The organism is Paenibacillus sp. FSL W8-0919 (assembly GCF_038003785.1).
Classification (GTDB): Bacteria; Bacillota; Bacilli; order Paenibacillales; family Paenibacillaceae; genus Paenibacillus_AQ; species Paenibacillus_AQ lactis.
On sequence record NZ_JBBOPV010000001.1, the window covers coordinates 590880 to 605293 of the forward strand.

A 14414-nucleotide genomic window follows, 5' to 3' on the forward strand; every position below is an offset into this window, starting at 1 on the left:
CCGGAAAGGAGAATGAATCATGAGCTCAGACATGAACTCGGGCAAAAAATCAGACATGAACTCGAACACGAAATCGAGCATGAGTCCAGGCTTGATTTCGGACAAGAGCAACGCTTCCAATCCGAACAATGTCATTCGCGTTATCGGCGCCAAGAATAAAAATTTGCGCAGCGTCAGTCTCGATATCCCCAAAAAGCGAATTACGGTATTCACCGGCGTATCCGGCTCCGGCAAGTCCGCCCTCGTCTTCGATACGATCGCCGCCGAGTCGCAGCGCCAGATGAATGAGACCTATTCCAGCTTTATTCGGCACCGCCTTCCCGGATACGGGGAACCGGATGTCGAATCGATCGAGCATCTATCCGCAGCGATCCTGATCAACCAAAAGCGGATCGGCGGCAACGCAAGGTCCACCGTCGGAACGGCTACGGATATCCATGCTTTGCTGCGGCTGTTGTTTTCACGGATCGGTCAGCCTTTTGTCGGGCACTCGGACGTCTTCTCCTTCAACAATCCGCAGGGCATGTGTCCGCGCTGCGAGGGGCTTGGCAAAGTCAACGTCATCCGGATCGATCGCCTGATCGACAAGGAAAAATCACTGAATGAAGGAGCGATCCGATTCCCGACCTTTCGTCCCGGCGATTTCCGCTGGAAGCGGTATACGGCCACTGGATTATTCGACAATGACCGGAAGCTGAAGGATTATAGTCCGGAAGAGTGGGACCTGCTCCTGTACCAATCCGGGTTCAAGCCGCCGAACCCGACGCCGGAATGGCCGCCGACCTCTTATTATGAAGGCGTCATTCCGCGAATCGAGCGGTCATTTCTAAGCAAGGATTCCCGAGATGCGCAGCTGTACAGGGAAGCGATCAACGATGTAGCCCCCCGCTCGGTGTGCCCTGAATGTCAAGGGGGCAGGCTCAATCAAGAGACGCTGTCCTGCAAAATCAACGGCTATTCCATCGCCGACTGCTCACGGATGCCGGCGGATGAGCTGATTGCATTTTTGCGGAGGATTCGCGAGTCGGAGGCTGCACCGATCGCAAGCGCCTGCATAACCCGGCTGGAACAGCTGAAGCTGGTCGGAATCGGGTACCTGTCCATGGATCGCGAGACCGCAACATTGTCGGGCGGAGAGTCGCAGCGCATCAAAATGGTCCGGCAGCTCGGAAGCAGCTTGACCGATCTCACCTACATTTTCGACGAGCCGAGCACCGGTCTTCACCCTCATGATGTCCATAACATGAACAAGCTGCTGCTCCAGCTTCGCGACAAGGGCAATACGCTCCTGATCGTGGAGCATGATCCGGATGTCATCCGGTTGGCCGATCATATCGTCGACATGGGCCCCGGGTCCGGTGTTGCCGGCGGCACGATCGTTTACGAAGGCGATTACGAAGGACTTCTGGAGTCCGGCACCTTGACCGGCAAGCATCTTCAGCAGCGGGCACGGTTAAAGGAACAGGTGCGGGAACCTTCCGGGTGGCTGACGATTTCGAACGCCGCCTTACACAATCTGCGCGATGTCACGGTTCGCATCCCCACCGGGGTGCTGACGGTTGTCACCGGCGTCGCCGGATCAGGCAAAAGCACGCTGATCAACCACGTGCTCCCTCAGTGCTATCCGGAAACGGTGATCGTCGACCAGGATGCCATCCATGCCTCAAACCGCTCCAACATCGCCACATATACCGGCATCTTCGATCCGATTCGGAAGCTGTATGCCGCTGCTAACCATGTCAGCGCATCCCTGTTCAGCTTTAATGCCAAGGGCGCTTGCCCGGCCTGCAGCGGTGCCGGAACGATCACGACCGATCTCGCCTTCATGGATCAGCTGGTCACCGTCTGCGAAGCATGCCGGGGCCGCCGTTTCCGCGATGACGTTCTGCGGTACCGCCTTCGCGGCAAAGACATCAGCGAGGTGCTGGCGATGTCGGTTGACGAGGCGATGTCCTTCTTCCCGGAGAAGGACATCCGCCCCGCTTTGCAGCGCCTGCACGATACCGGCCTCGGTTATATGACGCTGGGCCAGCCGCTCAGCACACTGTCGGGCGGCGAGCGGCAGCGAGTCAAGCTGGCGGCGGAACTGGATAAGCACGGCGAGATCTATGTGCTCGATGAACCATCGACGGGGCTGCATCTGTCCGACTGCGAGAAGCTCGTATCGGTCATCGAGCGGCTGGTGGAGCAAGGCAGCACCGTCATTGTCATCGAGCATAATCTCGATATCATCCGCCAGGCGGATTGGATCATCGATCTTGGCCCCGGCGCGGGCATGGACGGCGGGCAGCTACTTTTCTCTGGCAAGCCGAGGGAGCTGTTAGAATGCAAAGACTCCTTAACGGCAAGATACCTAGAAGCGTACCGGTAATTGCAAGTCATGAAGGTATCCCGAAATTGCAAGCATAAAAAAAGACCCCCGTGCCCTCATATACGAAGGCTCGGGGGTCTTGCTGCAACTGTAGCCGCTTCCCTTACGGACGCTACTCCAATACGGCGGTTGTATACGGCGGCAGCGTTAAGCTTGACCCGTTTAATGTCGCTCGGTCATCCGTCGTTTTGGCCAGCGCCTTGAACGGATCGCCGCCGCTCGTTCCCGCCAGCTCCACACGCTGCTCCTTGCCGGACAGATTGTGGACGACTAGCGCTTTACTGTCGTTCGTCCGACGAACGTAAGCCATCACGCTCTCGTTGCCGGAGGCAAACGATTCGATCGTTCCCCGATTTAGCGCCGGCATTTCATGGCGCCATGCGATCAAGGTACGGTAGCGGGACAACAGGGAATCGGGATCGCCCGTCTGCTGCAGCACACCTTCGACCTGATCGCCCCGGTTATGCTTGAGCGGCTCCCAAGTGGTCTGTCCCTTGTCGCTGCCTGTATTGGACCAGATCATCGGCTCGCGGATCTGTTCATCCGGCTTCGCTCCCCGCATACCGATTTCCTCACCGTAGTAAATAAACGGGTTGCCCGGCATGGTGAGCAGAATGCCCGCAGCCATCTTCGCATGATCCAAATTGCCGTTCAGCTGGGTCATTACACGATTCATGTCGTGGTTGGTAAGGAACGCCGCATCCGAAAACGAGCCTCCCGATACCTTGCTGAACAAGCCGTATGTCCGCTCCAGCGTGAAGGCCAGATTGTTATCCTTCTCATTCGTTACGGCCCCGATCATGCTTTCGCCGAGACCGAAATTGAAGCCCGAATCAAATGCCTTATCCAGGTACGGGGCAATAACGGCTGCCGAGTTGTCCCAGATCTCCCCTACGATGTAGGCATCGGGGTTCACCTCGTTCATGCGGCTGCGGAACTCCTGCCACCAAGCGGTATTTTTGGCTGTCGTGGCCTCGCCCTTGTCGGACATCAGATCCTCATAAATATGCTTGGCCGCATCGATGCGGAAGCCGTCTACTCCCATCTCCAGCCAGTAGGCTCCAATATCCTTCATCTCTTCCCTGACCTTGGGATTGTCGAAGTTCAGGTCCGGCATGCCGCCCCAGAACGTCCCCATGTAATGGGCTCCGTTTAACTCATGCCAAGGGGTGCCGCTGCCGGCTGCGCTCGAGCCCGTCGGCTTCTTGCCTTGGTCCTCGGCCCATACATACCAATCCCGGGTCGGCGATTTCGAGTCGGCGGCTGCCTCCTTGAACCATGGATGCTCCGTGCTTGTATGGTTGACGACCAGGTCCATGATGACCTTGATTCCGCGCTTCTCCGCCTCGGCCAGCAGCGCTTTGAAATCCTCCAGCGTTCCGTAGTCAGGATGAATCGCCCGGTAGTCGGTCACATCATATCCGTGATAGCTGGGTGATGGATTAATCGGCATGAGCCAGATGCCGGTGACCCCCAGATCATCGGTCGTGTCCGGATTGCCGTCGTTTAAGTAATCGAGCTTCTCGATAACTCCCCGCAAATCGCCGACACCGTCTCCATCAGAATCATAGAAGGATCGCACGAAAATTTCGTAGTATACATCGGACGGCTGTTCATCCACCTCTGCCTGCGCGGACTCAGATGAGCTCGTATCGCCTCCTTGCCCCGGCTCTTGGGCAGTCTCAGCCTTGCCGGGGTTCTGTCCCTGCTCCTGCCCGGTTCCCGCCTTCGACCCGGCTTCTTCCTGCGCCGAAGTCCCTCCGTTGCCGCTGCACCCGGCAAGCAGAACACTTACAAGTGCCACGCAGCTAAACCAGACGGCCCAAGATCGCCTGCTGCTCCATTGCTTCATCATCTTCACTTCCTCCTGTTTGTCTTATTCTTAAATTTTGCCTTAATCTTAAAGTTAGAGCGGTTTTGCCTACAGCTCATAACAACGCGCAAACGTTTGAATTCATTTTCCTAACATCTACCAATAAAACGGTTACAATTCTTAAATCAACATAACGGATTTCCTTTTACAGCCTGGTCCAACTGCCCATGCTATGCTTATGATCATTTTGTAAAACACTCGAACTTCTCCTATCATACATCACTTCACGAAATTGTTAAATCGTTTGCACAAGTCCGTATTGTGTTGTTTTCAGCAGTTTTCCAAAAATAATATAGGGTTTTCTCTCGATATCTGTAAATATCTTCGTTTTTGTTGCGTTTGTGAATAATTGCGCTCGGCGGATCCGGATACGTATTTACAAGCATTTCGATTAACGTTAATATTACAGTGTGAAACCGTTTAAAGTATCGCATGAATACGGCTTATTATCAGCTTGAACCTTGTATAATTGGGGCCTTACAGACCCAACATGGAAATGAAGAGGAGCACCGCGGCTCGCGCAAGAGCTATTGATTCTGTTCTAAAAACAGCGGCTGCCCTTTTCTTGTTTTCAAAAAAACGCAAACGGTTCCACTGGAGGTCCTATTATGTCTGTGACGATTAAAGATGTCGCTAAACGAGCGGGCGTATCCCCCTCTACCGTCTCTAGGGTGCTGTCAAATCACCCGAGAATCAGCCGCGAAACCTCGCGGAAGGTCAGAGACATTATGGAGGAAATGGGCTACCACCCCAATATTATGGCAAAAAGCCTTGTTTCCAAAACAACGGAAAGCATATGTGTCATTCTTCCCAAACCGGCTGAAGAGCTGTTTCTCAACCTGTTCTTCATGGAGCTGATCCGCGGGATCGTCGCCCAAGCCAACCGCTCCGGGTACGATGTCCTGATCAGCTCGGGCGGCAATGAGAAGGAGGAGGTCGAAGCGGTATCACGGCTGCTGAACGGCCGCCGCGTCGATGGCGCGATTCTGCTGTATTCCCGGCAGGATGATGCCGTTGTCGATTTCCTGAAATCCAACGATTATCCGTTCGTCCTGGTCGGACGCAGCGAGAAGTATCCGGACCTGCTATCGGTCGATACGGATAACGTCCAGGCGGCGTATGATGCGACGAAGCATCTGATCTCCCTGGGCCATAAACGGATCGGCTTTGTCAGCGGGCCGCCTAACCTGATCGTATCCCAGGACCGGATGAAGGGCTATGGCAAGGCGCTTGCCGATGCCGGGCTCGATATGCGGAAGGAGTGGGTTGTCGAAGGCGAGTTTCTCCAGGAAAGCGGCTATCGTGCCATGTCCTTCTTCATGAATCTGCCGGAGCGCCCTACCGCGCTCGTTATCGTCGACGATATCGTGGCGTTCGGCGTGCTTCGGGGCCTGCACGAGCTTGGATACAAGGTTCCCGAGGACGTGTCGATCATCAGCTTTAACAACATTTCGTTGACCGAGCTGTCGACACCGCCGCTGAGCAGCGTGGACATCGGGATTTACAACCTTGGCTACACAGCCTCCCAGGCGCTGATCCAGTCAATCCGCCACGATGGCGAGACGGTCTTGCCCCATCGCTATATTATCCCGCATCGCTTGATGATCCGGGAGTCATCGATGTACTCGATGCCGAAATCATAAGCTTGGCGGCTATTGCCGTCAGGCCACCAACAATTTTTGTAAAATAAAGAAGCCACCTAGTGCTTCCTTTATTTTTGATGTTTGGTTCAAACGTTTGCACTAATTCGCATTTCAACGATTTTATGCAAGAGGAGGAATTGTATGTCACCGATCACCGCATGCTTATTCGACCTGGACGGCGTCTTGGTTGATACGGCCAAATACCACTATATCGCATGGAAGCGACTTGCCGAAGAGCTAGGATTTGAGTTCACGGAGCAGGACAATGAGCGACTGAAGGGCGTAAGCCGGATGGCTTCCTTGGACATCCTGCTTGAGATTGGCGGGCTTGCCCCGGATGAGGAGACCAAGCTGGATCTTGCCGCGAAAAAGAACGCCTGGTACGTGGAGTATATCTCCACCATGGACGCCTCGGAAATTTTGCCCGGCGCGCTGAAGTTCATTCAGTCGCTGAAGGAGCGCGGCATAAAGGTCGCGCTCGGGTCCGCCAGCAAGAACGCGATGCTGATTCTGAACAACACGGGGCTAACTCCCTACTTCGATGCCATTATCGACGGCACGAAAACCCAGCAGGCTAAGCCGGACCCGGAGGTCTTCACGCTCGGTGCCCGGGAGCTTGGCGTACCGACTGAGAGCTGCGTCGTATTCGAGGATGCCGAGGCTGGAATCGAGGCCGCCACCCGGGCCGGCATGCGCTGTGTCGGCATCGGATCGCCGGAAACGTTGGGGCGCGCTAATCTGGTAATCTCCTCACTCGAAGGCTTTACAGTGGACCGTCTGCTCGGATTGCAGGAGAAGTAAAGCAGTTCTCCCGCCGTTTTCGGGCAGCGATCATCCATATATTTTTTGCATTAGCAACCATTTTCCTAAAATCAAAGGAGCCGATGATTGTGAAACAATATTTAAAGCTTGATGAATGGTCAATTATTGAAGAAGGCTTTGACCCGCATACGCATGAAATTTCAGAAAGTATTTTCAGTATCGGCAACGGCTTTATGGGCCAGCGCGCCAACTTCGAGGAGTCCTACAGCGGCCCCTCCCTGCAGGGCAGCTACATGGCCGGTGTGTATTACCCGGATAAGACCCGCGTGGGCTGGTGGAAGAACGGATATCCCGAATATTTTGCCAAAGTGCTGAACAGTACGAACTGGATCGGGATCGGCATTGAAGTTGACGGCACGCCGCTCGATCTGGCCAAGTGCACGGTGAAGGACTTCGTCCGCGAGCTGAACATGAAGGAAGGCTACCTCGCGCGTCGCTTTACCGCGCGTATGGAGGATGGCAAGGAATTGAAGGTGGAAGCCATCCGTTTCGTAAGCATCGTGCGTCATGAGATCGGGGCCATCCGCTACAAAGTAACGCCTCTGAATTTCAGCGGTGAGCTGACGATCACCCCATACCTCGATGGGGATGTGAAGAACAAGGATGCCAACTATGACGAGAAATTTTGGCTGGAAGTGTTCAAGGAAGCTTCTCAGGGCTCTGCCGCGCTGACGGTCAAAACCAAAAAGCTCGATTTCCACGTCACCTCCGTCATGTCCTACGATATTGTGAAAAACGGCGGGAAGCTGAGCCTGCAAGCGGAATTGGTAGAGAAGGAAAAGTATGCGGCGAACCGACTGCGCGTTCAGATCGCTCAGGATGACGAAATCACCGTCTACAAATACGTGGCTAACGTGACTTCCCGCAACCACGGGCTCGGTGAGCTGCTTGACGCAGCCCGTTCCGTGCTGGCGCCTGCGGTCCAGACCGGGTTCGAGCAATTGCTCAAGGAGCAGGCTGACGCCTGGGGCGATAAATGGAAAGAGAGCGATATCGTCATTGAAGGCGATGTGGCGGCACAGCAGGCGATCCGCTTCAACATTTTCCAATTGAACCAGACATACAGCGGCGAGGATGACCGCCTGAATATCGGTCCGAAGGGCTTCACTGGAGAAAAATACGGCGGCAGCACATACTGGGATACCGAGGCTTATTGCCTGCCGTTCTATCTGAGCACGGCCGATGCAAGCATCTCCCGGAATCTGCTCATCTACCGTTACAAGCATCTGGAAAAAGCGAAGGAAAACGCCAAGAAGCTCGGCTTCACGAAGGGCGCCCTCTATCCGATGGTCACCATGAACGGCGAAGAGTGCCACAACGAATGGGAAATTACGTTTGAAGAGATTCACCGCAACGGCGCGATTGCCTATGCGATCTATAACTATGTCAACTACACCGGCGACCTCTCGTACCTGGGCCAATACGGGCTTGAGGTTCTCGTGGAAATTTCCCGTTTCTGGGAGGAGCGCGTCAATTACGTGCCTGCGAAGGACCGTTATATGATCCTGGGCGTCACCGGCCCGAACGAGTATGAGAACAACGTGAACAACAACTGGTACACGAACCGGATCGCCAGCTGGACGCTGGAGTATACGCTGGACGTTCTGGCCTACGTCAAGGAGAACGAAGCCTCGCGCTATGCTGAGCTGATCGATAAATTGGAGCTCGAGGGCAGCGAAACCTCCAAGTGGCAGGACATCATCAGCAAAATGTACTATCCGGAGGATCCGGAACGCGGTATTTTCCTGCAGCAGGACGGATTCCTGGATAAGGAGCTGGTACCGGTCAAGGAGCTTGATCCTGCGCACCTGCCGCTGAATCAGAATTGGTCCTGGGACCGGATCCTGCGTTCCGTATATATCAAGCAAGCCGATGTGCTGCAAGGTCTGTTCTTCCTGGGCGATCGGTACGATCTGGAGACAAAGCGGCGCAATTTCGACTTCTACGAGCCGTTCACCGTACACGAGTCCTCCCTCTCCCCTTGCGTGCATGCGATACTTGCCTGCGAGCTCGGGTATCAGGAGAAGGCTTATGAGATGTATTTACGCACGGCTCGCCTTGATCTCGACAACTATAACAACGATACGGAAGACGGCTGCCATACGACCAGCATGGCAGGCACATGGATGTCCGTCGTGCATGGCTTTGGCGGCCTGCGCGTGAGAGACGGCGTCCTCCACCTGAATCCGTTCATTCCGGGCCACTGGTCCTCCTTCTCGTTCAAGGTGATGTTCCGCGGATCCCGCCTGAAGGTTCAGGTGACCGACAAGGAAACCATCATCGTTAACGAGACCGACACGCCTGCCGTGCTGAACGTCAGCGGTAAGGAATACGGCATCGCCGGCCGTGGCGAGGTAAAAGCACCGCGAGCTTGATCGGTTTATTCGGGCAGACCCAAGCAGCCCGGGCTTCATGTAGGACCGACTGATTGTAGGATCCACTGATTGTAGGATCCACTGATTGTAGGTCCGACTGATTGTAGGATTGAGGGCTTGTAGAAACGAATAATGCTCGGGACGGTCTGAGGATTTACTTCACCGTTCTCTGCCCTATCACGAAAAGGAAGAAGCTCCGTCACCTGTGTGCGGAGCTTCTTCCTTTATATAAACAGATATTCCGCTTGCCGTTGGCACGCTAGGACAGGACCCGTATCTTCACTAAGGCTATAATAATACTGTGATGATCAGGCTAAGCCGCCGGGCTAGCTTTGGTTAAATGAGCTGCGGCTCCGGACCGCATGGGGGTCGCTGGGACGGTTTTCCGAACAGATATCCTTGCGACAGCTCGATTCCGATTTCCCGGCAGAAATGGAATTCCTCCCGTCTTTCAATCCCTTCGGCAAGCACCATCGCCCCGAACTCGTGAGCCATATGGGTAATGGTCACAAGCTGCCTTTGCTGGGTTGGATTCTGATCACAGCCGTCGATCAGGCTTCGGTCTATTTTGACATAATCCGGTTTCAGCTTGATCATTTGCTCCAAGGTGGAGTAGCCTGCCCCTACGTCATCCATCGCTACCGAGATCCCGTGGCTGCGATAGGCCTCGAAGATCGATTGCAGGTGCCCGACATCATCGACCTTCTCGGTTTCCACCACCTCGAATACGAAATCCCCGGGATCGAGCCCGAGTCGTTCAATCGTATGGAAGGTATGGTTCAGGCACATCTGGGCGTCGTAGATCGAAGATGGCAGGAAATTCACGAAGCGCTTCACGCCCTTCGGAAGCCATTGTGCGCTGGTTTCAATCGCAGACGTTCTGGCCGCTTGATCCAGAAAAACCTGCAAACCGGTCTTGCGTGCCGTTTCGAACAGCTCATGGGGCTTAAACGGGATCCCGCCTTTGAGCGGACGCAGCAGAAATTCATAGGCAACAATATGCTCGGACGGATCCACGATCGGCTGCATATAGCTCGTAAATTCTTTATGTAATATAACGTTCACCATATCATAGTGCTCCATCTGCAGCTCAAACCTCTGCATCGGCGTCCAAATATGCCGGGTCTTCGGAGCTTCCCCTCCAGTGACACAGAAGGACAGCTCATCACATAGATTTCGCGGAAGGGATTGCAGACACTCCATAATGGAGATCAGATCGGAACGTTCCTTATAGTTCACAGCACAACTCTCATTGTGTTCCTGCACCGTGTAGCCGTTCTGTGCAAGCAAGCGCACAAGCTCTTGCCGAGCAGGCTTCATATGAACGGTTCTTCCTTGGTCCTCAATCGCTTCAAAGGTGCTGCAATTGTCGCAAATCATGTTCGTCCTCCTTGGCAAGCAAGCTCTCACTATGCTTTATCGGCATTTAGAATATGATTTCTTTGCATTTTATGGATTTCTATCAAACTTATGACCTAATTTTACTGCAAATGCGTAATATCTATGTTAAAGCGACTCTTGATATAGCAAAAATCGACAAGAATTGCCGATAACAACTGACTTTCGACGATCTGACAAAGGAATCGCACCTTTTAATCCGCTTTCTTATGAAGAAGCTGCAGCAGCATGGTCTGCTCTACGTCAAAATGCCACCGGGCATGCCGCTCCTTCGCCGCATACATCGCCGTATCCGCACGGCCGATCAGCTCCTGGTCATCCTTGGCATGATCGGGGTAAACCGCAATCCCGATGCTCGGCGAGGTGTAAATTTCGGTTCCTTCCAGCTCATAGGGCTCGCTCAGCAGCGTCCAGATCTCCTCCGCCATCCAGATCAGCTCCTGATCCTCTCCGGCCGGATACAGCATAACCGTAAATTCATCGCCGCCGAGCCGGGATACGATTACGCCCTTTGACTCCAGCGAATGGAGGCGCTGCGCCACCTTCTGGATCAGCAAATCCCCCGCTCGGTGCCCATACTTGTCATTCACGCGCTTAAAACGGTTCAAGTCCATATACAGCAGTCCGACACGGAAACCGGCCCGATCTGCTTCGCCCAAAGCTTCCGAAAGCCTGGCGTTAAAATAACGACGGTTATACAGGCCCGTCAAATCGTCGCGGTGCGCGAGCGATTCACTCTTCTGCAGGCTGACATGCAGCCTTTCGAACAAGCGGTCATTCTCGACCTGGATCAGGATTTGCCTGATCAAAATGAGAATGAAGCAGAGGGTCAAGCCGGTAAATAGACCGCTCCATCCCCCGAACCGATGGGCCATCAGGGCAAACATTCCGCCAAGGACGCTGTAGGGCAGCAAATATCGTACGATCAAGGTTCCTGCCGGCCACGGCTTCTTCTCGGATAGGGATCTCCTCCCCCTTCGAGGCAGCGTTTGTCCACCCGCAAAGCCTATAAAGCATGCAGAGAGGCTGTGCAGCGGATATACATATAGGCCTGCTCCGATGTTCATGAAACTATCAAGAAAGATCCGAAGGACATCCCCGAGCGCAAATGCGCTTCCACCAAGGCACAGGAAGATGACCGCCCGCTTGTGCAGCTGCTTAGTGTTAAAATACACGACCAGCGTAAAGAACATCAGTACGATTCCGCACAGCGGATAGAGCATCGCTCCTCCGGCCGACCTCCAGACGGTATCCGTCCCGCTCTCCATCTCCGGCTTAATGAGATACTCCCACCCCACCGTCATCAAGGTAATCGCAACAATGATGATGTCCAGGGTAAACCGAGCGCCCCGCAGCGGACCCTGCACTCGTCTGAACAGGTAAATCAGGGCACCGGCGAACAATAGAGCTTCCAAGCTCCAGAACAGTTCCGCCAGCCGGATGGATCCGCCAAACACCCCTCCAATCCATTCATCACCCGCATACAGGATGCGCCCTATTGCATCGCCGGCCAATCCGGCTGCAATCAGAAGCCAAAATCTGCGAAGATGGCCTTGCTCATACCGACTGCCAATCACCCCGATCAAATACGCGAATGCGGCTATCGGAGCCATAATGGCTAAGATGCGGTGAAGCAATAAAGCGTCCGGCATCCACAGGGCCAATATCCATTGGATCAATGCGTATCCAATCGCGAGCCGAATATATATGGAATCGGATGGACCCGGGCTCATTCATATCCCTCCCTGAAACAAAAGGTAGGCTTGGTCATTCATGATGAATAGGTCTTTCGAATTAAAGCGTTTCCATATCCAATCATACTTTTAGCCCGAGGAAAAGTAAAGAAAGAAGCGCCCAACAACTGGATATTTATAGGCATATAGGCCGCGTAGAATCGTTATTTGCGGAATTGTCCCGGGATTGTAGTCACTCAATCCCCACTTGACACATGGGGTTTATGTAGTATTATTCTTTCATATCAACGTATCTTTGGTTTTATATCCTAGCATAGTTTCATGGAAGGGGTTCTTGTAAAATGGGACAAAGACGATTGGACCATGTAGGCATTGTCGTAAGGGATCTGGAAGCAACGATCGCTTTCTATACGAAGGTGGTCGGCCTTGAGCTCAAGGACCGTCTGACGCACACGAACGGTGTCATCCAGCTGGCTTTCCTCGGCTTTAACGGCAGCGATGAAACCGAGGTCGAGCTGATTCAAGGATACAGCGACTCCCTTCCTGCGGAGGGAACGGTGCATCACTTTGCCGTCAGCACGGACGACATTGAAGCGGAATATGCACGGGTGAAGGAGCTGGACGTTCCGCATCTGGATGAGGAAATCGTCACGCTGCCCAACGGCTACCGCTATTTCTTCGTGCACGGTCCGGAAGGCGAATGGATTGAATTTTTCCAGCGCTAACAGGCCAGGTCTAAGGTTGCCCGCCCGCATATAGAGACTCCTATGGGTCGCCTGGATCATTCGGGTCTTCCATGCCTGGACAGCCACTCACCCCGGCGACCTATACGAACGTAGAAAATCGCCTTCAGGCATGGGGCGTTCCCGTACTGGACAGGTGCTTCCGGTAGGTCTATAATAACGGAAGTATAACCCGTAACTTCATAAATACCGGGGGAGCTGGAATCGGCCGGCTGAGAGTGTATCCCATAGAGATACTGACCCTTATACCTGATCTGGGTAATGCCAGCGTAGGAAGCCATAGGATTGCGGCTGTTCATAAGCCGTAGTATATACTTACGCCGTCATGCGCTCCGATACGATCGGGGCGTTTTTTGTTGTTGTTATGAAGTTAATACGGAAAATGGAAGACATATAAGGAGAGGAGAAACACGATGAAACAACGTACATGGCTCTCTCTGCTGCTCGCCTGCGTCCTGCTTCTGGTCGCTTCCGGCTGCGGGGCAAGCGGCCAGAACGGCGGAAGCGCGCCCGGCAAACAAGAGACTGCCGGAGAAGGAGAACAGCCGGCCAAGCTCCGCGATGTCCAATTGATGCTGGACTGGTCGGCGAACACGAACCACACCGGATTATATGCAGCCAAGGAGCTCGGATATTATGAGGAGGAAGGGCTGAACGTGCAAATCGTACAGCCGGGCTCCGGGGGAACCGATGCGATGGTCGCTTCCGGCAACGTACCGTTCGGCATCAGCTATCAGGAGGGCGTAACGCTCGCCCGGACACAGGGGCTGCCGCTGGTTTCGATCGCAGCCATCATTCAGCATAATACGTCCGGATTCGCTGCACCGAAGGATCGGGGCATCCAGAAGGCCTCCGATTTTGAAGGAAAATCCTACGGAGGCTGGGGCTCTCCGATTGAGGAAGCCGTCATGAAATCGATCATGGAGATCGATGGAGCCGATGTGAACAAGGTCAACATCGTGAACATCGGAGACGCCGATTATTTTACGGCGGTTAAGCGGGATATTGATTTCGCCTGGATCTACTATGCCTGGACAGGCATTGAAGCCCAGCTTCGCGGCGAGCCGCTGGACATGATCTACGTGAAGGATTATTCCGAACAGCTGGATTATTATACGCCGGTCATCGTAACGAACGAGAAGCTGATCGCGGATGACCCGGAGCTTGTCAAAGCGTTCATGCGCGCAACGTCCAAAGGCTATCAATATGCGATAGACCATCCGGAAGATGCCGCGGCACTGCTGTCGAAGGCAGTTCCCGACCTGGATGCCGAGCTGGTGCTGGAAAGCCAGAAGTGGCTCAGCCCGCGCTATCAAGATGACGCGCCGCGCTGGGGCGAGCAGAAGGCCGAGGTTTGGTCCGGATATGCCGACTGGATGTTTGAGCGCAAGCTGCTGGAGAAGGAATTGGACGCGGAGCGCGCGTTTACGAATGAGTTTTTGCCTGACAAATAGGAGAAGCACTCCCCGCAGCATTGCAATGCTGCTTCGCGGCT

9 protein-coding genes and 1 riboswitch are annotated in these 14414 nt (G+C 54.1%); of the genes, 6 read left to right on the top strand and 3 right to left on the bottom strand.

Annotated features, from left to right (window positions below; all coding sequences use genetic code 11):
• Positions 1-79: 79 nt before the first annotated feature.
• A complete protein-coding gene (locus NST44_RS02515) occupies positions 80-2371 on the top strand; it encodes an ATP-binding cassette domain-containing protein (RefSeq protein ID WP_213613431.1) in 2292 nt (763 codons plus the stop codon).
• 112 nt (positions 2372-2483) lie between these two features.
• On the opposite strand, the gene NST44_RS02520 is transcribed toward NST44_RS02515, so the two are convergent.
• Entirely contained in the window at positions 2484-4226 is a 1743-nt protein-coding gene (locus tag NST44_RS02520; protein WP_340897663.1) for an alpha-amylase family glycosyl hydrolase, read from the bottom strand.
• A gap of 626 nt (positions 4227-4852) precedes the next feature.
• On the opposite strand from NST44_RS02520, the gene NST44_RS02525 reads away from it, so the two are divergent.
• From NST44_RS02525 to NST44_RS02535, 3 genes are all read left to right on the top strand, one after another.
• The gene (locus NST44_RS02525) at positions 4853-5887 is read left to right on the top strand and encodes a LacI family DNA-binding transcriptional regulator (protein ID WP_007130519.1); all 1035 of its coding nucleotides are present in this window, start codon (positions 4853-4855) and stop codon (positions 5885-5887) included.
• 141 nt (positions 5888-6028) lie between these two features.
• Complete coding sequence (gene pgmB, locus NST44_RS02530) at positions 6029-6688, top strand: beta-phosphoglucomutase (RefSeq protein WP_340897664.1); 660 nt, start codon at positions 6029-6031, stop codon at positions 6686-6688.
• An 89-nt stretch (positions 6689-6777) separates the two neighbouring features.
• Positions 6778-9084 (top strand): glycoside hydrolase family 65 protein, encoded by a 2307-nt coding sequence (locus NST44_RS02535; protein ID WP_340897666.1) that lies wholly within the window; start codon positions 6778-6780, stop codon positions 9082-9084.
• Between the two features lie 336 nt (positions 9085-9420).
• Here NST44_RS02535 and NST44_RS02540 read toward each other — a convergent pair whose 3' ends face one another.
• Both NST44_RS02540 and NST44_RS02545 read right to left on the bottom strand, forming a co-directional pair.
• Positions 9421-10464 (bottom strand): EAL domain-containing protein, encoded by a 1044-nt coding sequence (locus NST44_RS02540; RefSeq protein WP_028404740.1) that lies wholly within the window; start codon positions 10462-10464, stop codon positions 9421-9423.
• A gap of 212 nt (positions 10465-10676) precedes the next feature.
• Positions 10677-12215 carry a diguanylate cyclase domain-containing protein gene (locus NST44_RS02545; protein WP_144867127.1) on the bottom strand — a complete coding sequence of 513 codons (1539 nt, stop codon included), beginning with the start codon at positions 12213-12215 and terminating at the stop codon, positions 10677-10679.
• 302 nt (positions 12216-12517) lie between these two features.
• On the opposite strand from NST44_RS02545, the gene NST44_RS02550 reads away from it, so the two are divergent.
• Together NST44_RS02550 and NST44_RS02555 are read left to right on the top strand one after the other, a co-directional pair.
• Positions 12518-12901, top strand: coding sequence for a VOC family protein (locus NST44_RS02550; protein ID WP_007130524.1), 384 nt, complete (start codon positions 12518-12520; stop codon positions 12899-12901).
• A gap of 199 nt (positions 12902-13100) precedes the next feature.
• A riboswitch (TPP riboswitch) is annotated at positions 13101-13212 on the top strand.
• A 120-nt stretch (positions 13213-13332) separates the two neighbouring features.
• A complete protein-coding gene (locus NST44_RS02555) occupies positions 13333-14373 on the top strand; it encodes an ABC transporter substrate-binding protein (RefSeq protein ID WP_007130525.1) in 1041 nt (346 codons plus the stop codon).
• Positions 14374-14414: the final 41 nt, after the last annotated feature.